Source organism: Acinetobacter sp. GD03645 (assembly GCF_029845285.1).
GTDB classification, from domain to species: domain Bacteria; phylum Pseudomonadota; class Gammaproteobacteria; order Pseudomonadales; family Moraxellaceae; genus Acinetobacter; species Acinetobacter corruptisaponis.
The window spans coordinates 112,504-138,762 of sequence record NZ_JAOCLL010000004.1 but is presented as its reverse complement, the minus strand read 5'-3'; the positions used below and the strand labels follow the sequence as shown (position 1 = coordinate 138,762).

Annotated in this window: 32 protein-coding genes; 15 read left to right on the top strand and 17 right to left on the bottom strand. The window is 40.4% G+C overall.

The genetic code is table 11. The features are described from left to right. The first annotated feature begins 283 nt into the window (after positions 1-283). Entirely contained in the window at positions 284-1,528 is a 1,245-nt protein-coding gene (locus N5J47_RS04570; RefSeq protein ID WP_279959029.1) for a GGDEF domain-containing protein, read from the top strand. Between the two features lie 115 nt (positions 1,529-1,643). Here the strand turns inward: N5J47_RS04570 and aroC are convergent, their stop codons facing one another. Together aroC and prmB are read right to left on the bottom strand one after the other, a co-directional pair. Continuing rightward, complete coding sequence (aroC, locus tag N5J47_RS04565) at positions 1,644-2,735, bottom strand: chorismate synthase (RefSeq protein ID WP_279959030.1); 1,092 nt, start codon at positions 2,733-2,735, stop codon at positions 1,644-1,646. Positions 2,736-2,745: 10 nt separating this feature from the next. Beyond that, positions 2,746-3,756 (bottom strand): 50S ribosomal protein L3 N(5)-glutamine methyltransferase, encoded by a 1,011-nt coding sequence (gene prmB / locus N5J47_RS04560; protein ID WP_279959031.1) that lies wholly within the window; start codon positions 3,754-3,756, stop codon positions 2,746-2,748. Between the two features lie 189 nt (positions 3,757-3,945). On the opposite strand from prmB, the gene N5J47_RS04555 reads away from it, so the two are divergent. After that, the gene (locus tag N5J47_RS04555) at positions 3,946-4,212 is read left to right on the top strand and encodes an AbrB/MazE/SpoVT family DNA-binding domain-containing protein (RefSeq protein WP_279959032.1); all 267 of its coding nucleotides are present in this window, start codon (positions 3,946-3,948) and stop codon (positions 4,210-4,212) included. Continuing rightward, the gene (locus N5J47_RS04550) at positions 4,209-4,622 is read left to right on the top strand and encodes a type II toxin-antitoxin system VapC family toxin (RefSeq protein WP_279959033.1); all 414 of its coding nucleotides are present in this window, start codon (positions 4,209-4,211) and stop codon (positions 4,620-4,622) included. The genes N5J47_RS04555 and N5J47_RS04550 overlap by 4 nt, the downstream gene beginning before the upstream one ends. Positions 4,623-4,638: 16 nt before the next feature. Here the strand turns inward: N5J47_RS04550 and N5J47_RS04545 are convergent, their stop codons facing one another. The 8 genes from N5J47_RS04545 to N5J47_RS04510 form a co-directional block, all read right to left on the bottom strand. After that, positions 4,639-5,826 (bottom strand): VWA domain-containing protein, encoded by a 1,188-nt coding sequence (locus N5J47_RS04545; protein ID WP_279959034.1) that lies wholly within the window; start codon positions 5,824-5,826, stop codon positions 4,639-4,641. A 12-nt stretch (positions 5,827-5,838) separates the two neighbouring features. Then, positions 5,839-6,690 carry a MoxR family ATPase gene (locus tag N5J47_RS04540; protein ID WP_267979405.1) on the bottom strand — a complete coding sequence of 284 codons (852 nt, stop codon included), beginning with the start codon at positions 6,688-6,690 and terminating at the stop codon, positions 5,839-5,841. A gap of 41 nt (positions 6,691-6,731) precedes the next feature. Next, complete coding sequence (locus N5J47_RS04535) at positions 6,732-7,118, bottom strand: hypothetical protein (protein ID WP_279959036.1); 387 nt, start codon at positions 7,116-7,118, stop codon at positions 6,732-6,734. Then, positions 7,111-7,416, bottom strand: coding sequence for a YcgL domain-containing protein (locus tag N5J47_RS04530; RefSeq protein ID WP_004677446.1), 306 nt, complete (start codon positions 7,414-7,416; stop codon positions 7,111-7,113). The genes N5J47_RS04535 and N5J47_RS04530 overlap by 8 nt, the downstream gene beginning before the upstream one ends. 91 nt (positions 7,417-7,507) lie before the next feature. Beyond that, positions 7,508-8,650, bottom strand: a complete 1,143-nt coding sequence (locus N5J47_RS04525) for an HRDC domain-containing protein (protein ID WP_279959037.1) — start codon at positions 8,648-8,650, stop codon at positions 7,508-7,510. Positions 8,651-8,942: 292 nt separating this feature from the next. Continuing rightward, on the bottom strand, positions 8,943-9,539 hold the full coding sequence (gene recR / locus N5J47_RS04520) for a recombination mediator RecR (protein WP_279959038.1): 597 nt from the start codon (positions 9,537-9,539) through the stop codon (positions 8,943-8,945). Positions 9,540-9,606: 67 nt separating this feature from the next. Next, positions 9,607-9,936, bottom strand: a complete 330-nt coding sequence (locus N5J47_RS04515; protein ID WP_004677441.1) for a YbaB/EbfC family nucleoid-associated protein — start codon at positions 9,934-9,936, stop codon at positions 9,607-9,609. Positions 9,937-9,947: 11 nt separating this feature from the next. Further along, the gene (locus N5J47_RS04510) at positions 9,948-11,135 is read right to left on the bottom strand and encodes an O-succinylhomoserine sulfhydrylase (protein ID WP_279959039.1); all 1,188 of its coding nucleotides are present in this window, start codon (positions 11,133-11,135) and stop codon (positions 9,948-9,950) included. 135 nt (positions 11,136-11,270) lie between these two features. On the opposite strand from N5J47_RS04510, the gene N5J47_RS04505 reads away from it, so the two are divergent. The 3 genes from N5J47_RS04505 (at position 11,271) to N5J47_RS04495 (ending at position 14,523) form a co-directional block, all read left to right on the top strand. Further along, positions 11,271-12,356 (top strand): alpha/beta fold hydrolase, encoded by a 1,086-nt coding sequence (locus N5J47_RS04505; RefSeq protein WP_267979400.1) that lies wholly within the window; start codon positions 11,271-11,273, stop codon positions 12,354-12,356. 3 nt (positions 12,357-12,359) lie between these two features. Further along, positions 12,360-13,232 carry an NAD(P)-dependent oxidoreductase gene (locus N5J47_RS04500; protein WP_279959040.1) on the top strand — a complete coding sequence of 291 codons (873 nt, stop codon included), beginning with the start codon at positions 12,360-12,362 and terminating at the stop codon, positions 13,230-13,232. Positions 13,233-13,575: 343 nt separating this feature from the next. Beyond that, positions 13,576-14,523 carry a metal-dependent hydrolase gene (locus tag N5J47_RS04495; protein WP_279959041.1) on the top strand — a complete coding sequence of 316 codons (948 nt, stop codon included), beginning with the start codon at positions 13,576-13,578 and terminating at the stop codon, positions 14,521-14,523. 96 nt (positions 14,524-14,619) lie between these two features. Here the strand turns inward: N5J47_RS04495 and N5J47_RS04490 are convergent, their stop codons facing one another. From N5J47_RS04490 to N5J47_RS04475, 4 genes are all read right to left on the bottom strand, one after another. Then, complete coding sequence (locus N5J47_RS04490) at positions 14,620-14,820, bottom strand: hypothetical protein (RefSeq protein ID WP_279959042.1); 201 nt, start codon at positions 14,818-14,820, stop codon at positions 14,620-14,622. Positions 14,821-14,908: 88 nt separating this feature from the next. Further along, a complete protein-coding gene (locus tag N5J47_RS04485) occupies positions 14,909-15,112 on the bottom strand; it encodes a hypothetical protein (protein ID WP_279959043.1) in 204 nt (67 codons plus the stop codon). Positions 15,113-15,182: 70 nt separating this feature from the next. After that, positions 15,183-15,377 carry a hypothetical protein gene (locus tag N5J47_RS04480; protein WP_279959044.1) on the bottom strand — a complete coding sequence of 65 codons (195 nt, stop codon included), beginning with the start codon at positions 15,375-15,377 and terminating at the stop codon, positions 15,183-15,185. Positions 15,378-15,440: 63 nt separating this feature from the next. Further along, positions 15,441-15,701, bottom strand: coding sequence for a hypothetical protein (locus N5J47_RS04475; protein WP_279959045.1), 261 nt, complete (start codon positions 15,699-15,701; stop codon positions 15,441-15,443). Positions 15,702-15,966: 265 nt separating this feature from the next. Here N5J47_RS04475 and N5J47_RS04470 point away from each other — a divergent pair, with 265 nt between their 5' ends. The 3 genes from N5J47_RS04470 (at position 15,967) to N5J47_RS04460 (ending at position 18,102) form a co-directional block, all read left to right on the top strand. Next, positions 15,967-16,236, top strand: coding sequence for a YARHG domain-containing protein (locus N5J47_RS04470; protein WP_267979393.1), 270 nt, complete (start codon positions 15,967-15,969; stop codon positions 16,234-16,236). Between the two features lie 86 nt (positions 16,237-16,322). Then, entirely contained in the window at positions 16,323-16,736 is a 414-nt protein-coding gene (locus tag N5J47_RS04465) for an HIT family protein (RefSeq protein ID WP_279959046.1), read from the top strand. Between the two features lie 253 nt (positions 16,737-16,989). Continuing rightward, a complete protein-coding gene (locus N5J47_RS04460; RefSeq protein WP_279959047.1) occupies positions 16,990-18,102 on the top strand; it encodes a porin in 1,113 nt (370 codons plus the stop codon). Positions 18,103-18,162: 60 nt separating this feature from the next. On the opposite strand, the gene N5J47_RS04455 is transcribed toward N5J47_RS04460, so the two are convergent. Continuing rightward, positions 18,163-18,786, bottom strand: a complete 624-nt coding sequence (locus N5J47_RS04455; protein WP_279959048.1) for a YidB family protein — start codon at positions 18,784-18,786, stop codon at positions 18,163-18,165. 166 nt (positions 18,787-18,952) lie between these two features. After that, entirely contained in the window at positions 18,953-19,414 is a 462-nt protein-coding gene (locus N5J47_RS04450; RefSeq protein WP_279959049.1) for a DUF6231 family protein, read from the bottom strand. A 30-nt stretch (positions 19,415-19,444) separates the two neighbouring features. Here N5J47_RS04450 and N5J47_RS04445 point away from each other — a divergent pair, with 30 nt between their 5' ends. Further along, positions 19,445-20,314: a DUF2797 domain-containing protein gene (locus N5J47_RS04445; RefSeq protein ID WP_279959168.1), complete on the top strand. Its 870-nt coding sequence runs from the start codon at positions 19,445-19,447 to the stop codon at positions 20,312-20,314. A 29-nt stretch (positions 20,315-20,343) separates the two neighbouring features. Here the strand turns inward: N5J47_RS04445 and lpxB are convergent, their stop codons facing one another. Next, the gene (gene lpxB / locus N5J47_RS04440; RefSeq protein ID WP_279959050.1) at positions 20,344-21,528 is read right to left on the bottom strand and encodes a lipid-A-disaccharide synthase; all 1,185 of its coding nucleotides are present in this window, start codon (positions 21,526-21,528) and stop codon (positions 20,344-20,346) included. 248 nt (positions 21,529-21,776) lie between these two features. Between lpxB and N5J47_RS04435 the strand changes: the two genes are divergently transcribed. The 5 genes from N5J47_RS04435 to N5J47_RS04415 all read left to right on the top strand — a co-directional run bounded on the left by N5J47_RS04435 (position 21,777) and on the right by N5J47_RS04415 (position 26,214). Beyond that, the gene (locus N5J47_RS04435; protein WP_279959051.1) at positions 21,777-22,070 is read left to right on the top strand and encodes a hypothetical protein; all 294 of its coding nucleotides are present in this window, start codon (positions 21,777-21,779) and stop codon (positions 22,068-22,070) included. Positions 22,071-22,072: 2 nt separating this feature from the next. After that, positions 22,073-23,629, top strand: a complete 1,557-nt coding sequence (locus N5J47_RS04430) for a PepSY-associated TM helix domain-containing protein (RefSeq protein ID WP_279959053.1) — start codon at positions 22,073-22,075, stop codon at positions 23,627-23,629. Further along, the gene (locus N5J47_RS04425) at positions 23,626-23,916 is read left to right on the top strand and encodes a DUF1634 domain-containing protein (protein WP_279959054.1); all 291 of its coding nucleotides are present in this window, start codon (positions 23,626-23,628) and stop codon (positions 23,914-23,916) included. Before N5J47_RS04430 ends, N5J47_RS04425 begins: the two co-directional genes overlap by 4 nt. Before the next feature lie 201 nt (positions 23,917-24,117). After that, positions 24,118-25,005, top strand: a complete 888-nt coding sequence (locus N5J47_RS04420) for a sulfite exporter TauE/SafE family protein (protein ID WP_279959055.1) — start codon at positions 24,118-24,120, stop codon at positions 25,003-25,005. Between the two features lie 117 nt (positions 25,006-25,122). After that, complete coding sequence (locus N5J47_RS04415) at positions 25,123-26,214, top strand: 3-deoxy-7-phosphoheptulonate synthase (RefSeq protein ID WP_279959056.1); 1,092 nt, start codon at positions 25,123-25,125, stop codon at positions 26,212-26,214. Positions 26,215-26,259: the final 45 nt, after the last annotated feature.

Here is a 26,259-nt window from a genome sequence, read left to right as displayed (position 1 = left end):
AATTGTATCCTAATACAGTAAATATACAATCATTACTGTTTAATTTGTAACATTTTTTATTTTTTTAAGATTTTATTAAATTGAAACATTATATTAGTGCATTATTAGAACTTCTGATGAAAGTTGGAAATATGATAAATTCTGAATAATAAAACATGATTGAGTTAAAAAATTAATAATTTTTTATAATATGATACACATTTTGTTTAAATCAGTGTAACGTAGTAAAAAAATAATCCCTATTTGACATTTATAACAATATTTGGGAGTGGTGAGAGATAAGATGAAGTTGAAAGCTTCCAATCTATTGGGACAAGAACAAATCGACTTACTAATTTCTCGCGGGCTAAATTTAGTTTGGTTTCCTAAAGAATTAGAAGTGATCTATCGAGATCAGTACAGAAATGAGGCTGCCCATGAGTTTCGTTATCGTGCGCCCATCATTCTAGGTTTATATTTATTTCTTAGTTTCGGTATCTATCAGGTATTACCCCCTGTTTTGCGTCTTGAATGGGTCGCATATTACGGTTGGGTCGGTATTATCATTTTACTCGCCTGGCTACTAGCCTTTGTTCCCATCATGAATAAATGGTTTGACCATTATGTTTGTCTGGGATCAATGGGCGCTGTTGCAATTACATTCACCTTGATCAACGTATTGGAACAAGGCCAGCATAATGTGCTATTTCATGCTGCCATGATGTATGCAGTCGTGATTATCTACGGTTTCGTAGGAATGCGTTTCTACACAGCCATTCTTGCTGGATGGTGTGGTGGGCTTGTGGGTGTGATCGCCAGCACATGGCTAAGTGGTGATATTGATTGGACTTTTTTAAACCGCACCTATACTTTTAGCAGCTTTTTGGGTATGGCATTGGCATATGCCACAGACAGGCAACATCGGGAAAACTATTTACAGAATTGCATGATCGAACTTAATCGGCTGGAGCTCATGCGGCTGGAGCTCATGCGTCAGGCGCAGCAGCTTTCGATTCTATCCCAGCAGGATGCCTTAACTGGTTTGGCCAACCGCCGTTATCTGGATGAGGTTCTTGAAAATGAATGGAAACGAGCCATTCGCCATGAAATGCCTATTACGATCATGATGATTGATATTGATTTCTTTAAACTATACAACGATACCTTGGGGCATATTCAGGGAGATCAGTGTTTAAGGAGGATTGCCATTTTATTGGGTTCAATTGCCTCTCGTAGTGGCGATCTCGCTGCCCGTTATGGTGGTGAGGAGTTTCTATTGTTATTCTCCATGACAGATAAGGATCAGGCTGTGATACAGGTACAACGGTTAATGGAGCTGGTTCGCAATATAGGAATTATTCATCCAAGAAGTCATGTTTCCAAGCATGTTACGATTAGTGTGGGTGTTGCAACTGTCACTCCTCATTTAAATGACAGCCTTTCAGAATTTATTTCTCAGGCTGACCACGCATTATATGTGGCCAAAAGTAATGGTAGAAATCAATATCATATTTCTACTTCAGATAATATTATTTCTGAAGCACTATAATTTTGTTGTTGAATTTAATAATACTTAAAAAGGTTTTAAAGATATATTTAAAATACTATTAAAGCCACACATATGATTCATTATATGTGTGGCTTAATTATAAGCTTATATTAAATTAAGGTTCGATTGGCTTAAATGGTGGAATCACATCGGCATTCTGTGCGCGATGGCGTAGGAAATGGTCCATTAACACAATCGCCAGCATGGCTTCGGCAATTGGCGTGGCACGCACACCCACACATGGGTCATGACGACCTTTAGTTAACACATCCGTATTTTCCCGTTCAATGGTAATGGTTTTTCCTAGCGTGGTAATACTTGCAGTTGGTTTTAGTGCAATTGCAACACGAATGGTTTGACCACTTGAAATCCCACCTAAAATGCCGCCAGCATGATTGGCGAGGAAACCATCTGTGGTCAGTTCATCACGGGTTTCGTGACCAAACTGCCCTGCAACAGCAAAGCCATCACCGATTTCTACACCTTTAACTGCATTAATGCTCATCATGGCATGGGCAATATCCGCATCCAGACGATCAAAAACAGGTTCACCCCAACCCACTGGAACCTTTTCAGCAAGAATTTCCAGTTTTGCGCCACAACTGGTTCCCTGTTCACGCAATGAGGATACAAGCTTCTCAAAGCGTGGTACGGCATCAACATCACCACAGAAAAATGGGTTGTTTGGTACTTCCGACCAATCCAGTTTCTCAGCAACTTCATTACCAATTTGGGTGACATGTCCACGAATATCAATACCAAATTTTTCAGCAAGATATTTCTTGGCAATTGCACCAGCGGCAACTCGCATTGCCGTTTCTCGCGCACTTGAGCGACCACCACCACGATAGTCACGGAAGCCATATTTTTGTGTATAGGTGTAATCAGCATGTCCAGGGCGGAATGTCTGAGCGATATTGCCGTAGTCTTTAGATTTCTGGTCTGTATTGCGAATCAACAGGCCAATCGGTGTACCTGTGGTTTTACCCTCAAAAACACCTGAAATAATTTCAACCTGATCAGGTTCTTTACGCTGGGTCGCAAATTTAGAGGTTCCTGGTTTACGGCGGTCTAAGTCCTTTTGCAAATCATCTTCACACAGTGCCAAACCTGGTGGTACACCATCAACAATCGCCATTAATCCGACACCGTGCGACTCACCACAGGTGGTTACCCGAAAAAGTTGACCAATACTATTGCCTGCCATTTTTAGCCCCTTAATTTTGAATGGATTGCTGGAATATATCTCTATAACGGCGGCATTGTTCAGCAGTGAGTGCAAAAATACCTGTACCACCTTTCTGGAATGTCAGCCAATGGAAGTCAACTGTATTAAAGTTCTGACGCATTGCCCATTCAGAGTTGCCCACTTCAATCACAATCAGGCCATCCTCAGTAAGATAGTCAGCCGCCTGCGCCAACATCTTGCGAACCAAGTCCAAACCATCCTGACCCGCAGCCAAGGCTAACTCAGGTTCATGCAGGAATTCATCTGGTAAGTCCGCCATATCTTCTGCGTCAACATAAGGAGGATTACTCACGATAAGATCATATTGATTTTCAGCAGGAATTTTTGCGAATAGGTCAGATTCAAGCAATGCAATTTGATATTGCTTGTTATGATGTTCTGCATTGATTGAGGCAACTTCCAGTGCTTCTTTGGAAATATCGGTTGCATCCACTTCCGAGTCTGGGAAAGCATAAGCCAAGGCCACAGCAATACATCCCGAACCTGTACACATATCCAGAATACGTTGCGGCGTTTTTGCTGCTGGATTCTCAGGTAAATTATTCAAGGCTTCACGCATCTGCCCATTTTCATCCAAACAATATGGCGCAAAACGTTGTTCAATCGCCTCAGCAATTGGTGAACGTGGAATCAGTACACGCTCATCCACATAAAAAGGTTTATTAAAGAAATATGCAAGATTCAATAAATATGAGGTCGGAACACGCTCATTAATACGGCGTTCCAATAAACTTAAAAATTCAGCTTTTTCACTTGGTAAAAGTTTGGCATCCAGAATCTCGGCATCGGCAGACCATTCCAGTGACAGTGTTTGTAAAACCAGAGCTGAACTTTCTGCAAAATAATCTTCTGTACCTTGCCCCAAATGTGCATCGTATTGGCGTAATGCGCTCACCCCAAAACGGATAAAATCCCGAATTGTTGATAAATGCTCAGACGCTTCTTGTAAATGTTCAGGGGAAATGGTTGGTCGATCCACGTAGGTCTCCACAGGCAAAAGAAGATTGCAAAACGACTTATTCTATCGTGTTTTTCAACTATTTTTTAATGTTTAATCATTAATCCACTGAAAACAAAAAATAGATCAATTAGATTGATTAAATACTATTCAATATTTCGATTTCATGTTTTAATGTACACACTATATGTACATACATTGGAGATTATGATGAGCACATCAATTACATCTCGTGTATTTATGAATGGCAATAGTCAAGCCGTTCGTATTCCACAAGAATTTCGTTTAAATACCAAGCGGGTAGAAATTTTTTTGAATCAGAACGGAGATCTGGTCATTCATCCTATTGCAGATTTAAATGAAAATCGAGGTGAAGCACTTTGGCAAGCCTTAAATGAATTTGATGATGACTTTGTTGAGGCTCTAGAAAAAAATCGTTTAGAGGATAACCAAGTACAAGAGCGTGATGTTTTATGAAATATATGCTGGATACCAATATTCTGATCTATTTCATGAAGAATAAACCCCTGAGTGTGATTGAACGAGTCAATCAACTCTCACAGGATGATGAATTATGCATGTCATTTATCAGTTATGCAGAATTATTAAAAGGAGCATATGGTAGCCAAAGAAAAACTGTTGTTTTAAAACAGCTTGAAAACCTGATTCTGCGAATCCCTGTCCTTTATAGCACTCAACAACAACTCTGTGAGTATTATGCTCATCATGCACTATTACTCAAACAAGCTGGAACACCGATTGGTAATAATGATTTATGGATTGCAAGTCATGCACTTGCCGAAAAATGTATTTTGGTGACCAACAATTGTAAGGAATTTAATCGTATTACAGATTTAACACTGGAAAACTGGGCTGATCCAGTATGAATCAGCCTTTTGATGTTTAACGAGATAAATACTTGGTCATATCCTCAATGCCTTTTAAGGTCATTGGATACATATGATTATCAAATACTTCCTTAATCCATTGAATGGTCTGGGTATAATGCCAATAACCCTCAAGTTCAGGATTCAGCCAGGCAGTTTTATCATAATGCTGGCGTAAGCGTCTTAACCACACTTCCCCAGCCTCATCATTCATATATTCAACTGAGCCACCCGCAGACTTTAACTCATACGGTGCCATGCTGGCATCACCCACCACAATCACACGGTAATCGCGTCCATAGGTATGGAATAAATCCCATGTATTCATGCGTGTTGAACTACGGCGATGGTTGTCTTTCCAGACATAGTCATACAGACAATTATGGAAATAGAAATATTCGAGGGTTTTAAACTCAGATTTGGCCGCACTGAACAGTTTTTCGCATTCAGCGATATAGGCATCCATTGAACCGCCCACATCAAACAGCATCAACACCTTGATACGGTTACGGCGCTCAGGCACGAGTTGTACATCCAGAATACCCTGTTTGGCCGTTTCACGGATGGTACCATCGACATCAAGTTCTTCGGCTGCACCCTGACGGGCAAACTTACGTAAACGGCGCAACGCAATTTGCATCTGACGAGTACCCAGAACTTGATCATCATCAAGATTCTGGTATTTACGCTGTTCCCACACCTTTACCGCTGAACGTTTACGCCCTGGCCCACCTATTCGGACACCTTCTGGATGATCACCAAAAGCACCAAAAGGTGAAGTTCCGCCTGTGCCAATCATACGATTGCCACCCTGATGTTTTTTATGCTGTTCCCGCAAGCGTTCTTCCAACATTTTCATCAGTTCTTCGAGCGAACCCGCTTTGAGTAGTTCTGCACGTTGTTCAGGGGTGAGATGTTTCTCTAATAGTTCAAGATCAAACCAGTCTTTTGGCAATTTGTGAACTTGTTTAAGTAGTTCATCAAGATCAAAAGTTTCGATGCCATCAAAATAGTCTTTCATGGCACGGTCAAACTTGTCAAAGAAACGCTCATCCTTGACTAAAATGGTTTTAGCCAATTGATAGAACTCTTCCTGATCTGCAAAAACCAGACCTGATGCCACCGCCTGATTGAGATCAATCAGCTCACGAGTTGTTACAGGTACACCATATTTGCGTAAGGTGTAAAACAATCGTACAAACATTGGTAAACACTCTTAGCGGCGTGACATAAATGCTAAACGTTCAAGCAGTTGCACATCTTGTTCATTCTTGATTAACGCGCCATACAACGGTGGAATCGCTTTTGACTTATCGTGATTACGCAACACATCCTCAGGCATATCATCTGCCATGAGTAGGCTTAACCAATCAATCAGTTCAGAGGTTGATGGGGGTTTCTTCAAGTTTGGAATTTCACGTAACTTAAAGAACACCTGTAGGGCTTCACTCACCAAAGTATTTGAGATATTCGGGAAATGAACCGCGATGATGTCACGCATGGTGGCTTCATCTGGGAACTCGATATAATGGAAGAAACAACGGCGTAAAAATGCGTCTGGAAGTTCTTTCTCATTATTTGAGGTAATGATCACAATTGGACGTTGGGTCGCAGTGATAGTTTCACCAGTCTCATAGACATAGAACGACATTTTATCGAGTTCATGTAACAAGTCATTTGGAAACTCAATATCAGCCTTGTCAATTTCATCAATCAGCAATACACAGCGTTCTTCGCTGGTAAAGGCTTCCCATAATTTACCTGGTTTAATATAGTTCTTGATGTCGTAGACACGGTCATCACCCAACTGACTGTCACGTAAACGTGAAACAGCGTCATATTCATACAGGCCTTGCTGGGCTTTGGTGGTTGACTTGATATGCCAGGTAATCAGCTTTAAACCCAGACTTTCAGCCACCTGTTCTGCAAGCAAGGTTTTACCTGTACCTGGCTCGCCTTTGACCAACAGTGGTTTTTGTAAAGCACGCGCAGCTTTTACTGCCAGTTTCAGGCTTTCAGTTGCAATATATTGATCTGTACCAGTGAAGTGTTGTGTATCAGCAGACATTTAAACAACCTTATTTTTCTATCTTTACTTTGTGTGAATATTTAAGCGGAACGTACGGTTTTATTTGCGGAATACTTTGACCAGCAAAATCCAACCAGTAAACCTACACCAATGACAAACAGGATCAGTGACAGGTTTGACCAGATTAAAATATGCTCTTTGGTCAATACACCAAAAATCAGGCCAAACACTGCTGGTGCCAATGCCGAGTTTGGACCCTCGGAAATCGTAGGCGTTGCCAGAATAGCAAATACAACAATCCATAGGATTCCACCGACTGGATTGGGTAAACGCGACATCAGGCGATACCAGCACCATAATGCAATGAGTGTCCCTGTCACATAAACAATGATCGCAACATTCTCTTCAGGGAACTGATCCAGCACTGACAGGATGTTGGACCAAATTGCTGTTAAAGTTTCAAGCACCGCGCAAACCCTCTGGTTCCACCGCATTTGGATTAATTAATCCCTCAGGCGGCATCTGGATAAAAAATCCCTTGGTGTGTAGTGAGTCTAAAACATGAAGAACGTTCACACGGGCAAGCTTGCGCTCACTGTGAAGCTCTAGATGCATGACAAAAGTCGCTTTGCCAAATGCTTGCAACACGGCTTCAGGAATACCATCAAACAGATTTTCTGGTTCCTTGTCATCAGGATAGTTTGGACGAGCAATATACATATACATTTCGTCTTTTTTGCTCGATCTATAAATATCGCAGTGCATGTTTACTCACAACTCTTATCAATCAAAAACAGCATACATGAAAAAAATAACGGGTACATTAAGGAATGTTAACGCAACAGTCGTGTTTTGTTTACTGGGAAATCTTCATTTGCGTAGCCAAATACTCAATGTCCTGTCGCAGCAGTTCAATCAATGGTCTGGTTAAGATTTCATAACGCCAGCCCAATAAATAGTTGGGTAAATCCTGCTCATCCAGATGAAAAACCACATGCTCATAAATCGCGTTCAGCCATTTTTTCCGTAGCAAGACCTCTTTGGGAATGGCTGTTTCAAGCACCACACGCTCTATTAAAATCTCTATTTGTGGTGCCACTTCCTTGGAATTACTTTTTACAGGTCGAGCCATTCTTAATGGCCACTCATTTTCAGGGGGCAAAAACTTCAATAAATCTAAAATGGTTTTACCATGTTCACGCACAATATTTGGACGTATGTCTTTCACCTGAGCAAGCTGGAAATTATTACGTGGATTTTTCTCCACCAAATCAATCATGGTGGCATTTTTAAGGATAAAACTGCGTGGTTGATTGAGTGCCTTGGTGATTTGTTCCCGCCAGATGCTGAGTTGCTGTAACTGCATTAGCTCCCTACGTGAGTGGCGGTAATTACCAATATCTGTATAAAGCGCTGCAAGTGGTGTTTCCAGTGCAATTTCTTTGGTGAGATTTTGGCAATCCTCCAATACATATTGATAGAGACCTTTCACTTTTAGGTCATTCTTCAATGCATCAGCAAGTCTGGTTAAATAAAGAACATCATTGGCTGCATAGCTCATTTGCTCCTGAGTGAGCGGTCGAGCCAACCAGTCTGAACGTGTCTGGTCTTTCTCTATATCAATATTCAAACGAGTTTTTAAGGCATTCTGGTAGCTGACTTGTAGGCCATGTCCCAAAAACGCCATTGCCACCTGGGTATCAAAAACATTGCCAAGTGGTTTCTGGTCTGCATAATGATAAATCAGGTCAATATCTTCACCACATGCATGGAAAATGTTCTGTTGTGCATCAAATATTTTTTGCCAGAACTTTACCAAATCCAGTGCAGTTCCATCCAACAGAGAAACCTGGCCATTTAAATTGATCTGGCACACCCCAAGTTTTGGATATAAGGTATCAACCTTAATAAACTCAGTATCAAGTGCATAGGTGGAACATTGTTCCATTTGAGTAAGGAGAACAGCTAAATCTTGTTGCTGCTGGATAAACTGAAACATATTTGCTCAAGTAAAATAATAAAGAACCATTAGCAATGGCACTGCCAAATTGCAGTCATTGCTCAAGCGAAATCAAATGCAAAAATAAATTTAATCAGTATTCCACATGCAATACATGAAATTACTCCTTTTTCCATATCATCAAAAAACGAAAATCCTTTTCGCCTGCCAATAGTGCCACAAATTACAGCAAATATATCAACGATAATGTTAGACAAAATGTAAAACTTAATTATTTGTTTAAATTAACAGCATGAATTTAAAATAGATAAAATGATAATGGATAAACATCCTATTTCATCTTCATGCGGTTGTGTACAGCCTGGCTAAGTGTATGGCTATCCACATACTCAAGTTCACCACCCTGAGGTACACCTTGAGCAATTCGGGTCATGTGAATTGGCAAATGTTTGGTTGCCTCAACCAGATAATGCGCTGTTGCCTGCCCTTCAACTGTCGCATTGGTGGCAAGAATCACCTCTTCAATTTTCCCCTCACCTAGGCGTTGAACCAGATAGGGAATTCCAATTTCCTCAGGGCCTATCCCATCCAAGGGTGACAAATGCCCACCGAGTACATGGTATTTACCACGAAAACTGCCGCTTTGTTCAATTGCCATTACATCCGCAGGTGATTCAACCACACAGAGAAGTTGTTCATCCCGTTCCACAGAGGCACAAATGTCACAAATTTCGTTTTCAGTTAAGGAATGACAGATACGACACTCATGGATATGGCTTGATGCCTCATGTAAGGCGTGCGATAAAGCAAATGCACCCTCACGGTTTTTCATCAACAAATGCAATGCCATACGTTGTGCTGATTTTGGACCAACACTGGGTAAGATACGTAATGCCTGAACCAATTGTTCAAATCGTTCACTAAACACAAATAGACTCGATTGTTTTAGAAAATCTTCTCCAGTCTTTTATAAAAAGACTGGAGAGTTTCTTGAATTAGAATAAACCAGATAAGCCTGGTGGCAAGCCCATACCTGAGTTGGCACCTTGAAGCTTTTCTTCAGAAATGACTTCGGCCTGACGTACCGCATCATTGATTGCAGCAGCGATCAAGTCTTCGATCATGTCCGCTTCATCCTGTAACAGCTCTGGACTAATTTCGATACGCTTTACAACATTGCGGCAGGTCATGGTCACTTTAACCAAACCACCGCCCGCCTCAGCGTGAACTTCGGTTTTTGCAAGCTCTTCTTTGGCTTTTTTAATATTGGATTCCATATCCTTTTGCATGCGCTGGGCTTGCTGCATGAGCATATTAATATTCATAGGTCTCTCTCTTAAATTAAATCTAAACCGCGTGATAGGTCGCGAATAATATCATTAATATCTTCCAAGCCAACAGAGACACGGATCAATCCTTCTTCAATCCCTGCGGCTTGTTTGGCTTCGGCAGACATTCTACCATGCGAGGTGGTTGCTGGATGGGTAATTGTTGATTTTACATCGCCCAGATTACTGGTAATCGATAGGAAACGCGTATTGTCAATCACCGTCCATGCGCCTTGACGCTCACCTCTTACAACAAATGAAACCACACCACCAAAACCTTTTTGCTGTTTTTTAGCAAGCTCATGCCCAGGATGGTCAGGCAAACCTGCGTAATAGACTTTTTCAACCTTGTCATGTTGATGTAGCCATTCAGCCAGTTTTTGTGCATTTTCACAGTGCGCTTTCATACGGATACTGAGTGTTTCCAAGCCCTTGAGGAAAATCCATGCATTGAATGGACTCATTGAATTACCAAGGGTACGCACAACGCCGTTAATTTCTTCAACCAAATCGTTCTTACCAACAACTGCACCACCCAAAGCACGTCCCTGGCCATCAATATATTTGGTTGCTGAATAAAGAACCAAATCGGCACCAAACTTAATCGGCTGCTGTAACACAGGTGTACAGAAACAATTATCCACTGCAAATAAAGCGCCATGCGCGTGGGCAATATCGGCAATCGCCTGCATATCACCTACCTGAGCCAGTGGGTTGGACGGCGTTTCAATAAACAATAGTCGTGTATTTGGACGAATTGCCTGTTTCCATCCCTCAAGATCAACCAAATCAACAAAAGTAACTTCAACAGCAAATTTGGCAACGTACTTTTCAAATAAGGCAATGATTGAACCAAAAACGGCGCGTGAACAAATCACATGATCGCCCGCTTTTAAATACGCCATACACATGGCATGTACTGCTGCCATCCCTGAACTGGTTGCAACTGCACGCTCTGCGCCATCCAGAACAGCCAAACGTTTTTCAAAAGCCTGTACGGTTGGATTGGTATAGCGTGAATAGGTATTACCTGCAATTTGTCCAGAGAATTTTGCAGCGGCATCAGCTGCACTTTCGCAAACAAACGATGAGGTTAAAAAGATAGGTTCACTATGTTCGCCCTCAAAGGTACGATCATGCCCTGTACGAATCGCCAGAGTGTCGAGTTGATATTCTAAATCATCGCTTGGATTCATGGTTTTGTATGCCTTATGATCATCATGCTTCAATATGCCAACATTTTGAGCGCCTAAGGTATTTAAGGTCAAGGCGTAAGATGAAATTATCGCTTAGACTTCATGCAATCTTGACTCATGATGAGACTTTCAAAGATGAAATCGCTTGTGGAACAACAAAAAATAAACTTTAAACATTTAGCCATGCGTGTATTTGACGCAGATCGGCTGGTGCTGTCTCAATCAACCCCCTATCAAGTGATTGCCGAGTTTAAACAAACCCGTGTTCGTTTTTACGCCTCAGAAAACAAACGTTATAAAGAGCCGCTGGTCTTTGTTGCTCCGCTTGCGATCAATATGGATATTTATGACCTATATCCTTATCGCTCTCTCGTCAAACATTTTCAGGATAGTGGTTTTGATGTGTACCTGATTGACTGGGGTAAACTGACCTATAAAAACTATCAGGTTAACTTTTTATCATTTATTGATAAATTTATTCCAAAATGCATTGAAGCGATTCAACAACATTCTAAATCTGAAAAAATTTCTCTACATGGCTGGAGTATGGCAGGTATTTTCGTAACGCTTTACACAGCCCGCCATCCATCTAATCCAGTTAAAAACCTGGTCGTACTCGGTAGCCCAATTGACAGTTATGCTTCAGGCTATATTGGTAAGCTATACAAAACACTGGCTTATATCACGACACGCAACCCAACCATTAAGCACTATATCTACAACCGTTTACCAAAGCTGATGATTCATTCACCAGGCTTCTTAAATTCTTTAGGGTTTAAATTACTCGATCCTAAAGGCTGGATTGATGGCAATATCCAGCTACTCAAAAATCTGGATAATCTCAAGCTGGTTCAGGAAGATGCCACCCTGAGCCATTTTCTGAATAATATGATCGACTATCCAGGCGGTATCAATCAGGACATGCTGTTTAATGTATGGCTACAAAATCCATTGAAGCATGGCGCAATCAAACTCAAAAATAAGACCATTGAACTTAAGAACATCAATTGTTCTTTATTGGTAGGTGCTGGTAAAGGTGACCAACTGGTTACATCTGATGCCGCTTTTCCACTGACCCAGTTGACAAGCAGTCAGGATGTCACGTTTACTTTAATCCCTGGCGGGCACTTAGGTTTAATGTCCAGTCAAAACAGTTCTATTGAGTTCTGGCCAACACTGACAAACTGGTTAGCCGAACGATCAACTTCTATCAAAAGGTAAACTATGAGTCAATCTGTTGCATTTATTGGTTTAGGCACTATGGGCTATCGTATGGCAGTCCATCTACCAAAGCATTTCGAGAAAGTTTATGTCTGGAATCGAAACTTTAGTAAGGCTGAACAGCATGCAGCAGAATATGGAACTATAGCGGTTGAACTGGCTCAGGCAGTACAGGCAGATGTTATCTTTTCGTGCCTGCCAACAAGTGCAGATGTTGAGGCCTTGATTGATGGTGTTGAGATTAAAACAGGTGCAATCTGGATTGACTGTACCAGTGGTGTGCCAGAGACGGCCCGCCATCTGGCCGAAAAGCTAAAAGTACGGAACGTGGATTTTCTCGATGCACCTGTGAGTGGACAAACCATTGGTGCAGAGAATGCGACTTTAACCGTAATGGTAGGTGGCGATGTTCATGCGTTTGAACGTGCATATCCTGCAATGGCAGCCGTTGGAAAATTAATTCAGCATGTCGGTGATTCAGGTGCAGGCTTTGCAGTAAAAGCCATCAACAATATGTTGCTTGCCGTCAATTTATGGTCAGTTGCCGAAGGATTTACCACATTAAAGGCGCATGGTGTCAATCTGGATGCAGCACTCAATTGTATTAATGCTTCCAGTGGCAAAAGCCTTGTGACGGAAAATATCTTCCCTCAACGTGTATTGAGTCGTGAATTTCCATGCACCTTTGCCTTGCCCTTATTGGCAAAAGATACAGGGATTGCCTTAGACTTAGTACATGATGCAAAGCTTCCAGCCCCTATACTTGCCTTGACCCAAAGCTTGATTCAGGCTGCAAGTTTAACTGCCGAAGCGAATAGTGATTTCTCCGCAGCAGTTAAAATGTATGAATCATGGAGTAAAATTACGCTGGAATAGGATTATTTTTTAAAAACAATTGGTTGCGTTGTTTTTAAATTTGAGTGAATTTGACATTTGCCCTATATGATTTTGGGAAAATGGTCCTTTTCAATCAAAAAATCATGATTTGGAGGGAGATGCAAACATTCCCTCACTTGACCTAAGGCCTAGGAAAATTTTAAGAAATACGGTGCTATGGCGGAAAGGTTTATGAAGAATGTTAGAAAGACTAATATAGACTTCTTATCTTTAAAACCATTTTATAGGGAATTTTGTCCTATAAGCACATGGTGATCTATTTTACTCAATGCTAAAAATTGTCTATTCAATTTAATTAGCAATTTCGCATTGGGTGGCATATATGATCACAGAACATCATCAAATCAAAGCAAGAAAAGTATATTTCGATTTTTCTGAGTCTTCGGTATGTTGGATGCCGAATGATCCTCTGTGTTCACATATCGCCAATGGCATCAATATGCTTTTGCCAGCAGGTGAATTCTGGTTCTGCCGAGTATTCAATAAAGCTGTACCCTATATTACGGATGAGAAATTAAAAGAAGAAGTTATTGGGTTTGTTCGTCAAGAAGCTGCCCATGCCCGTGCACATGAGAAAGCACAAGATTTTCTAAGGGAAAATGGCTACGATATACAAGACCCATTAAACCGCGCACATCTTATTTTTAATGTCCTGTTGGGTGATAAACCTTTGGGTATTCCTTTTCTCAAAGGTGAAAAACTTGAGGAATATTGGCTGTTGTTCCGAGTAGGTGTAATTGCTGCCATTGAGCACTTTACAGGTACGATTGGACAATGGACACTCGATAGCAAGTCCTGGGATACAGCAGATCCTGCAATGACTGATTTATTCCGTTGGCATCTTGCTGAAGAAGTTGAACATCGTTGTGTGGCGTATGACCTATTTGAACATCTATTAACAAACAAACTTGGTTTTTATATTTCTCGCCAAGTCATTATGATGGCCATTTTCCCACTGTTTATTTATTTCCTTGCAGATTTCGCACGTAGTCTGGGTAAACAGGACTTAGAACATCAGGACATTCAGAAATTGATGCATCGTGGATTTTTCACTTTTATTCGTGAATTTGAAAAAACTGCAACAAAAACAGATAACTTGCCAACCATTAAATACTTATGGAAAGCCACTTTACGTTGGGTGTCTCCAAAGTTTAATCCGATTCATGAGGGTGATACGGAACAGGCTTTGGCCTATATGGCCCGCTCACCCGCAGTACAGTACTTTGAACAAATAGCACAAGATAAGCCAAAGGCTGCTGTATTAAGTTAATGCCGCAAAAAATCATGCGAATTTTCTTAAACCTGTTGTAGTTAATTAACTCTTTAGACTCGTTAAAAAAAGCCCGCTTAATAAAGCGGGCCTTATTTATTCCTCAATCTCTATTGGATCACCATCTTCTGGGCGAATGTGTCGTTCACCATCATCCGCTGGGTCAACACTAGAACCGTCTTTGGTAATGCTATTATATAACTCATCCTCTTTCTTATCATCGATGAATTCCTCATCTTCAAAGTCTAGCGGTTCATCATCATCTTCAAAATTTAAAGGCTTATTCTCATCAATCATGTCGTTCTATCCCTTATTTAAGTTATGTCATTTCATGCTTAAATAATTGGCAGATACATTCAACAGTGAACATTCATCATTTATGTAATTATTTGAATGATTCTATTAATAAATTGACCAGTCTGGACGCTTCTTCCTCATTACCCTTGTTTACCACGTATGAACCATGACCGCTTGCTGCGGTAACCGTATCAATCGTTATCTTCACATTGCCATCTGGTGAAGTAAAAGTAGAAACCGCCACAATGTGATGCGTATTCAAATAATTTTCAGAATCAATTTTGACTAACATACTTATCTCCTTAATTATTGGAGAAATATATATCACAAGGATGTGTAACGCTTCGTGAGAGCGCTGTCATTCATTTGTTTCTCATTTGCCTTTCACGCCTATAAAGTCCCAATACCGATTTTCGCATATTGATTTCTTCCTCAGAGAAAGGCAGATGCAAAATCAACTCCACAATAGTCAGGGAACTATTTTCAATCAGGAAACAGTCTTGGTCTGTAGTCCAGTTTGAAATGGGAAATTCAGGTTTTAAGCGGGTTCTTTTCATTCCCGCATTCTAATATATTTTGGGCAATTAAAAAGTCTACCTTTCAAGAAACTTTAGGTTAAATCACTTACTCATTCTATTGGTACAGTAATTATATTTTTCTTCTTTATTTTCGATTCCCACCGTATGAATACACGAACAAAATAGAAGTACTTTGCCATGTTCAATGGTGCTTGCTACATTTACCCCATAACACTTGCTATCAATCTCCCCTAGCCTGTGCGCCATAATCCATTTACCTGAGTAAAAGGGATACCCTAACCCACCAACGACAATGGCGATAAGGATAAAAATAGGAAAGTTGTTTTTAATATATTTCAGCATCTTTAGATTCTTGGTAAGAAAAGCCCATCATCATGATAAGCCTTGAATATTAATTGATTAGCTTACACTTTGATTACATTTAAGGTATAAATAGTACCTGTCTTGCATAAGATCAAGTTTAAAAAAGCTTATTAGATATTCCAATACACTATTGAATTTTCATTAATACGCCTTATATTAGTACTAACGTTGCGATCAAAAGCATGCAGAATCTTTTATTCCACAAGACTTTTGGTTTATACCTTTTAAATTAGAGGATCACCTCATGAAGAAGTTTACAGTTGCGGTTTTTGCTGGATTAATAACCCTTACAGGGTTTAGTGTTCAAGCCGCAGCACCAGAACAAGAATGTAAAAAGTTGCAGGATGACTATAACCTCATTTATGCGTCTAAGGGTTTCTGTTTTAAGGATGCAGATGCCAAAGCCAAGTACGGCAATGAAAACTGCCATACCACCAAGCCAAAGTTTTCTGACAAAGAGCAACAACGTCTGGATGAGATTAAAGCTCGCCAAAAAGAGCTGGACTGTAAATAGAAACTGATTATTAGATTTTGTCCTCTCCTTTTTATTTTTTAGGAGAGGAAACTTGAATTATTCATATCCATATTAAGGGACTCATCATGGCTTACGATGACCAAAATATTTTTGCCCGAATTCTTCGTGGCGAATTGCCTGCGATTAAAATTTATGAAGATGATCAGGTTCTTGCCTTTATGGATATCATGCCCCAGGCAGATGGTCACGCTTTAGTGATTCCAAAGACTCCCGCAGTGACATTGTTAGACCTCCCTGCCGATGCAGCCGCCTACACCATCCAGATCGTTCAAAAGATTGCCCGTGCGATTGAGTCAGCACTGGATGTTAAAGGTATTGTACTCATGCAACTTTCTGGCGAAGCTGCTGGTCAAACTGTGCCGCATGTGCATTTCCATTTGATTCCAAGCTCAATTCATCATCTAGGCCGACACGCGGCTCAAATGGGTGATCAGGAGAAGATTAAGGCGCTTGCTGAAAAGATTAAGGCCGCCCTGTAACTGATAATTTTTTCGTAAACGGAGTTGTTACTCCGTTTTTTTATTTTATAACTATTTAATAATAAATGAGAAATAGAATTATTACTAAATATAAACCGTCATCAAATTGTCATTTTTCTTTCACTTCTCTGTCACACAGTTTGCCGATACTGCATACAAGTCAGTGAGCTGTGTAACTTTTTGTACATAAGCAAGCTTATAACAGTAACTAAGGCAACTGCCATTTACAAAAAAGTGTTTTGGAGAAATCTCAATGAAAAAATTGCTTCTTGCTGCTACTGTAGCAACTTTAGCCATGAATGCAGCGCAAGCAGCACCAACATTGTATGGTAAGCTCAATGTGACTTTGGATCAAATTGATAAAAATGGCTTTAAAGACGAAAGCGTAACTAAAGTAAATTCTAACGCTTCGCGTATTGGTGTAAAGGGTGAAGAGAAACTTACTGATAGTCTTTCAGCAGTTTATTTAGCAGAATGGGGTGTTTCAACTGATGGCGCTGGTTCTGATGCTGACTGGGGGATGCGTAACCGTTTTGTTGGTATTAAATCTGATGGGATTGCCACTTTAAAGATCGGTCAGTTTGATTCTTACTTAAAAACTGCTGCGGGCAACAACCAGGATATTTTTAACGATCACACTGAGCTGGATATGACCAAGGTTCTTGCTGGCGAAGATCGTTTAAGCAACGTCATTGGTTTTGAAACTGATAAAAAATTACTGGGTGGATTAGCATTTAACATTATGTTCCAGCAAGGCGAACAAAATGAAAATGCAACAACTAAAGATCCTGTGACTGGTAAAGATGTCACTATACCTTTAACCAATGCTGCAGTTGGTCAAAAAGGTAGCCGTAATGGTTTTGGTGATGGTATCTCGACCTCGATCACTTATGAAAATAAAGATTTTGGTTTAGCAGCAGCAGTTGCGGGTAACTTTGCGGTTGCATCAAAGTATAATGCTTATAGCCTATCTGGTGTTTATACTGATGCTGTGCGCGTAACTGGTTCACTAGACTTAAAACCAGCAGGCCTTGATGGTTTGGTACTTGGTGGATTATGGCAAACTGCTCAGCCAACAGATGATACTGTGACTGGTTTTAAAGGCTTAAAAGAAAATGCTTTTGGTGTAACGGGTGCTTATGCAATTCCATCAACACCAATCAAGTTAAAAGCGGAATATATCTCTGCTAAAACTGAAGTTGATGGTAAAGAAGACCGTAAAAACGATTTGTATGGTGTAGGTGCGGATTACCAAATCAACAAGCAAGCGCGTTTTTATGGTGTAGTAGGACAGCAAAAAATCGATTGGCAGAAAGATAACGACAAAAAAACTACAATCGGTTTAGGCATGGAATATAACTTCTAATTTGAAGTTCAGTTCTAAATAAAAAACAAAAGGGCGATATGCCCTTTTGTTTTATCCATTTTATTTCTTTAAGAAACCACTGACCAAGTTTAAAACTTGTTGAATATCATTGTTGGCTTCCTGTGGATTGGTGTTTCCACCTTGTGGAGTTAAGGAATCAATCACTTGGGGTAAGACTGAAGCAATTGCACCATAAATTGCTGACTTTGGTGTTTGGGTTTGCTGTGCAACCTGCTCCACATCCTGATCATCAAATAGGCTTTGAATATTTTGCGCTGGAATATCCTGAACATTTTGTTGTTGTGGATCGACCCAGCTTTGCACCTGGTTTGCCAAACCTGCATTTTTCAGTTTATCCAATGCTCCCTGCAAACCGCCCTGTTTTTGAATCCATGCAAGAATTAAAGGCAAAACGGCGATTAACAAGGTTTGTGCTGTGTTGCCACCTGCCGCATTACTTTGTGTTGAAGTATTGCCACCACCGCCTAATTGACCTAGCACAGAACCCAGAATTCCACCTAGACCACCTTGTTGCTGGTTTTGAGTATTTTGTTGCTGTTGTCCACCAAGCTGTCCCAATACCGAACCTAAAATTCCGCCTAAACCACCACCCTGACCTGATTGCTGCTGACCGCCTAAAGCCTGTTTTGCTAAAATTTCAACAATGTTGGTTAAATCTGTCATGACTTATATCTTCCTTTTGGAATTATTTATCCAAAAAGAATACGCTGCTTTGAATACACAAAACAAAATTGAATTGTTAAATTTTGCAAGAGCTTGCGATAAATCTCTATTCAATCTTGCCTGTTGAATGGTTGAAGTTCCACAGAAATTAAATCATTGCTGAGATTTACCAGCGGAATTTATTCCAGTTTTCAGGATTGGCCCAGAACTTGGAGTTAAACCAGTCTGGTACATGCTTATAGGTCAAAATATTAAACTGCCACAAAGCAAAATTACTATCATGTGTGGTCTTATCAATGAGCTGGGTAAAACCCAGCGAACGCAATAACTTTTCATCATCCAGTTTACTGACCACAACAATTCGTTTTGCCATGAGGTCACGCAACTTCACCAATAACTGTGCCTTTTGCGTTTCATTGATGTCCTGCATTTCTTCAGTATCAAATAATACAAAACCTAAATCATAACGCTGTGTAAATGGCAGACTTAAAAAGTCAGTTACGTTAAAATAATGCCATTGAATTGAAGCATGATGGTCAATGTTTTGACCAATACACAGTGCGGTAGCAATGGGCTGTTCCTTAGATAAATCGTCTAGCATCGAAGTGATGACATTTTGTCCAGCCATAAGCCACCTAAGTTGAAAAGAGAGAGGATGATGGAACTACAAGGCATTTGCCATAAAATGCACGCAGCGCTCAAGACGCATAGTGTACCCGATCAGGCAATCCACAAGGCAAATGTTGAATATAAATTTATATTGGATCGTTCAGAAATCGACCTACCCTTTGTTTTAGGGCAAGAGTTGGAGATTGAATGGACAGGTAATATTTTCTGTACCTCATGCGGTGCCAAAACCCCAAAGTCATATTCACAGGGTCATTGTTTTAAATGTTTTAAAACCAAGGCGGAATGTGATTTATGTATTATGAAACCCGAAATCTGCCATTACCATCTGGGTACATGCCGTGAGGATGAGTTCGCGCATAGCGTTTGCTTTCAGCCTCATATTGTTTATTTGGCCAATTCCAGTGCCTTAAAAATCGGGATTACCCGAATTGTGAATATGCCAACCCGTTGGCTGGACCAGGGCGCGACGCAGGCACTTCCAATCCTGAAAGTGGGTTCACGCCGTTTGTCTGGACATTTGGAAACCTTGTTTGGCACACAGATTGCCGATAAGACTGACTGGCGTAAATTGCTTAAAGGTGAAGCTGAACCTTTAAACCTAATTGAACAACGCGACCAGATTCTTGAGGAGTTTGCCCCTAAAATTCAAACAATTCGTGATGAATTTAGCCAAAATCTTGAGTTTAATGAAAATCTGGAATTTTTGGAAAATGAATTACCTAGGGAATTTATTTATCCAGTTGAGCAATATCCAGAAAAGATTAAATCTCTGAATCTGGACAAGACACCCACAATTCGTGGTGTTTTACAGGGAATTAAAGGTCAGTATTTATTACTTGATATTGGGGTGATCAATATCCGTAAATATACGGGTTATGAATTAATCCTACGTGCGTAAATAAAAAGGTGGCATTTAAGCCACCTTTTTTATACTTCTTCTGTTTTTAAGCAACTCAAAATTGCCTGTACTGGGTCTTCCGTATTTCCTGAGATTAACTGTTTATGCATACTCAGGTGTTGCATCATTTGAATATGCGCCGTTTCGTGATCCATCAATCGTTCAATTTCTGCTGCCAAATGCTGTGGTGTGGCATCTGCCTGAATCAGTTCCTCAATCACTTTCTTGCCCGCAATAATATTCGGCAATGAGTAATAAGGAATTTTAACCAGAAACTTGGCAATAATATAAGTCAGCCAGTTCAGTTTATAGAACGTCACCATTGGACGATGCAACAACATGGCCTCAAGTGTCGCCGTACCAGAGGCAAGTGCCACAATATCGCTGGCATTCATCACCATACGACCAATTTTGGATTCTGCATCAGTATTTTCCAGAATATGGATTTTTATCCTTAGGTCGGTATCCAGATTCTGAATCCCTTGCTCAATCTGCTGCTTACGTGCGTCATTAATTGCAGGGATTAAAAACTCAAGATCAGGATATTTCTTATGCAAAATTTCGGCTGTACCGATTAATAAAGGCAGTAAACGCTCGATTTCACCCCGACGGCTACCAGGGAGCAAGGCAATATGGGTTTTATGTGCAGACAGTCCAAGCTGGTGTTTTGCTTCGGTAATTGGATTTTTTAAGGGCAACTGCTTTGCCAATGGATGCCCGACAAATGCCGCAGGGACATCATAGTTTTGATAAAAGGTTTTTTCAAAAGGAAATAAACACAATACCAAGTCAATACTGCGTTTAATGCCATGTACCCGTCCTTGCCGCCATGCCCAGACAGATGGGCTGACATACTGAACGGTTTTAATGGATAGATTGTTTTCCTTGATGGTTTTGGATAAACGTAAATTAAAATCAGGTGCATCAATGCCAATAAAAATATCGACTGGATGTTCAGTCCAGCGCTCAACCAGACCATCGCGGACTGCAAATAATTTTTTCAGGTCCTTTAATACTTCAACAATCCCCATGACAGATAAAATTTCCATCGGATAGTAACTATGGAAACCCTCAGCAATCATTTGTGGACCACCAATCCCCTCAAATTCAGCGTCAATTCCTTGTTCGCGAAAACTACGCATAAGCTTTACCCCTAGAGTATCTCCAGAGACTTCACCCACAACAATGCCAATTTTTAGTTTTTGCTTTAACAAGACCCACGCCCCTTGCCAGTATTTAAAAGTATTCTAACAAAATGATTTTACACCGAATCATAAAAAATCATGTAATTTGTTGATGTGCAGTAAAAATTGCTTATGATCTAAGATAGCATTAAATAATCCCAATACCATCTGGATTTGCGATAAAGGAACAATTGCTTGAACTTTACTTAAATAATATTATTAACAATAATCATTTTCATCTTTTATTTCTTCTCTCCTTAGTGTTTTTATGACTATTTATGGCTAAATCCACCACCCCAACTTTTGTCTATCGACTCAGTATTTTTTATCGTTTTGTTTTCACATTCATACTGGGTTATGTATGTATGGTGTATTTAAGCCTATGCCTCGGTACTTTATTTACCCACTTTATGGATAAAGCGGAAAGCATTTACCTTGCGGCATTTATTTCAATCCTGTTTTATCTAGTTTTTATCATTATCAGTTTTTGTTCACATTCATTGTTGAAACTCACGTTGGTCAGCCTGATTTTGGCAGGCGCATTATTTGGCTTATCTGTAGGTTTAAATTAAAAATGCAAAATAAAGGCGTTCGTCAATCAATGGCATGGTTACATGCCTGGACAGGCTTAATTTTTGGATGGTTGTTGTTTGCCATTTTCCTGACAGGAACCAGTGCCTACTACCGACACCACATTAATCTATGGATGCAACCACAGCTTGCTCAGTACCAAGTCAATCAGGAAACTGCGATCCATACAGCAACAGAATATTTAGAAAAACATGCTGCCAATGCAAAGTCGTGGTATCTGAACATTGCCAACCATGAAGAACCTGTCAATCAAATGTATTGGGAAAAAGCGGATGGTGGTTATGAAAGTCGTACACTGGATGCAAATACAGGACAGGAACTCAAGTTATCAGCCACTCAGGGCGGAGATTTTTTCTACAGCTTTCATTATCAACTTTATGGTATCCCCTATCTCATCGGGCGACTGATTGTCTGCTTTGCTGCCTTTATCATGCTGATTGCACTGGTTTCGGGCATTATCACCCATAAAAAAATTATCACCGACTTCTTTACTCTCAGAACCTTTAAATCACAGCGCTCATGGCTGGATTTTCATAATGTTTCCTCTGTGCTGGCATTACCGTTTTTCCTGACCATTACCTTTACGGGTCTGGCGATTTTCTTTTACCTATATCTACCTTGGGGAATGAAGAAGTTATATCCAGACAATTCTTTTCAGTTCTTCACTGAAATCAGGACGGTGAGTCAAACACCAAATAACAGTACACCACCAAGTAAAGCTAATATGCTGCCTATCGGCACATTGTTGGAGCAAGTGAAGCAACAATGGGGAGATCAGGCTTTAGCTTCAATTGAGGTAAAAAACCCGAATACTGATCAGGCCATTATTACCTTTAAGCAGCTTGAAGACCGTTCCATTACCTTAAATCAGGCAGAGATTAGCTTTGATGGAACAGGTAAAATTCTAGGCAATACCAGAAACAATAGCGCCGTCGCCACCCTCCATTCAGGCGTGTATGGCTTGCATATGGCAACCTTTGCACAACCAGCGCTTCGATTTGCTTTTTTCTGTTCAGGTATTCTAGGCTGTTTAATGATTGCCTCAGGTTTGTTGCTATGGAGCTTAAAACGTCAAATCCAGAATAAATCTGATCAGTTCCATGTTGGGTATTATCTGGTTGACCGTTTAAATGTTGCCGCATTTCTTGGATTGCCAATCGCCATGTTAAGTTATCTGTTGGCAAACCGATTGGTGCATATTACCGAAGCTACGCCAAACTATGAAATTTATACATTTTTCACGGTTTGGGGCTTAAGCTTTATCATTGCACTATTCACTAAAAAACAATATTTATGGAAATCCCAAATTGTTGTGTTTGGATTACTTGCACTCCTCATACCTTTATATAACCTGATTTACTTGCTCAATCATCAACTGATCTCAGATATGAAAAGTTACTGGGTATTTTTGAGAATTGATTTATTCCTGATTGTTTGTGCTGTATTTGCAGTGTTTATCTTTAGAAATATCCAGCCGATTCAGACAAAGTCCGTGCAAAAAATTAAAGCCAAGTTGGCAAAAAATGAGGTGAAAGCATGATTATTTTTAGCTTTTTACTCATACTTATGGGCATGCTCATTTTATATAAATGCAGCACCAAACAAATCACCAAAGCCAAGCCAACACAACAACAGTTTTTTAATCGTTTTAGAACACAGCTCAGACTTGCTGCATTTTTATGCTTCCTGCTTGCTGGCAGTTTGCTGGGCTTCAAATATGGCAGTTCAATTGGATTTATCAGTTGGTGGATTTTCGCCACCCCTGTCACTTTTTTACTGGTTTTATGGGTGAATGATGTCACCAAACAACCGCAGAAAAAATCATAACTGAGTCATTTGAAAACATCATCAACAACCGTCTATTTTAAGCAAGAAACCCAATAAAAATATTGGAATGATCAAATAAAGCTAAAGTGTTTTTAAAATTCTTTAGCTTTTTTTTGCATAAGCAAATCACTATTCATCACAACGAGTTATCTAAAAAAAGCATAAGATATGCGAGTTTTAGCATAATTAGGCATATTGTTGATGTTTGGTCCTATTGAGTTCATTTTAGCTGGTGTTTTAGTTGGCTTCTGTGTGGGAATTACAGGTGTTGGAGGCGGTTCATTGATGACCCCTATCCTGATCAGTTTATTTAAAATTGAACCCCATATCGCAATTGGTACAGATTTACTTTATGCCTCAATCTCAAAATTCTGTGGTTCTGTTGTCCATGCCAAAAAGTTGAATATTGTATGGCCAATCGTACTCTGGCTTGCATTGGGCAGTATTCCCGCTTCTTTTGCAACCTCCTGGGTGCTGGAACATTACTTAAGCCAGTCAACACACTATAAAGCTGTTTTGACTATGGTTTTGGGTTTTATGTTGACCTTAACAGGGATTTCAATTGTCTTCCGTGCCCAAATTGAGAAACTGTTTGATCGTTTCCGTAATCGTGAACAGGCCAATATGGAAAGCGAGCAGCATGCGCTACAACATAAACGTCATTACATCCTGATTATGGGTGTGGTGTTGGGTATTTTTGTGACCCTATCCTCTGTAGGCGCGGGTGCTTTTGGTATCATGGCCTTGGTGATTATGTTCCCGAATTTACCCATGATTCGTATTATTGGTTCAGACGTGGTTCATGCCGTATTGCTGACAGCAGTTGCTGGTTTAAGCCATATGTCTTCTGGAAATGTCGATTTCACCCTGTTGATGTGGTTACTTGTCGGTTCTATTCCAGCCATTATTATCGGTACTTTAATCAGCTCGCATATGCCTGAAAGACTAATTCGTAGAATTCTGGGTATTACCTTGTTTGCCCTGGGGGTGAACTTTATTATCAACCCTGTGAAAGCCAAGCCAAAACCAGTTGAAACCCATCAGGCGGTGGTGATCCAGCAGTCTAGTTCAAAAACAAGCCCCGTTTAAAACCCAATTGCCGATTGATTCTGCACAAATCATGCGATTCGCTAGTTAATCAATCGGCTTTTCATGCTATATTCGTAGACAAAATAACCTCTTCTTTCGATTGAATTTGTGACAGCAATGAATACTCTACAGCCAAATCCAGTTTCCCAGCCAGATATCAATGACGTTAATATTAAAAGCATTCAAACCTTAATTACTCCAGCGGAACTCAAAACCGACCTGCCTTTGTCTGACATCGCCTCTCAAACGGTACTGCAAGGTCGTGAAACTGTACGTAATATTTTAGATGGTAAAGACAAACGTCTGTTTGTGGTAATTGGCCCTTGTTCCATCCACGACCCAAAAGCGGCACATGAATATGCCGACCGTTTAAAAGAATTGAGTGAAAAAGTCAAAGATACTTTATATCTGGTAATGCGTGTCTATTTTGAGAAACCGCGTACCACTGTGGGCTGGAAAGGCCTGATCAATGACCCAGATATGAATGATTCATTCAATATTGAAAAGGGTTTGCATATTGGCCGTCAGCTTTTGCTTGATATTAATGAAAAAGGTCTGCCATGTGCCACTGAGGCGCTTGACCCGAACTCACCACAATATTATCAAGACCTGATTTCATGGTCTGCGATTGGGGCACGTACCACTGAAAGCCAGACACATCGTGAAATGTCTTCAGGCCTGTCTTCCCCAGTTGGCTTTAAGAACGGTACAGACGGCGGCTTGACTGTTGCAACCAACGCAATGCAGTCGGTTAAGCATGGCCACAGCTTTCTGGGCCTAAATGAAAATGGTCAGGTTGCAATTATCAATACCAAAGGCAACCCTTATGCCCATGTGGTATTACGTGGCGGTAATGGCAAACCGAACTATGATGCAACTTCCGTTGCCGAAGCTGAGGCTGCTTTGGCAAAAGCAAAAGTCAGCAACAAGATTATGATTGATACCAGTCATGCCAACTCAAACAAAGACCCGTACCTGCAACCTTTGGTTTTAAAGAACATCACCGAACAGATTCTGGATGGCAATAAGTCAATCGTGGGAATCATGGTGGAAAGCCATTTAAAAGGCGGCCGTCAGGATATTCCTGAAAACCTGTGTGATCTTGTATATGGTCAATCTGTGACAGATGGCTGTATCGACTGGGATACCACCGAAAAAGCCCTGCTGGAAATGGATACAGCATTAAAAGAGGCCTTGGCAAATCGTTAAGACTGCTTAAGTCAAAAGAAAGGCCCATAATTTTTTATGGGCCTT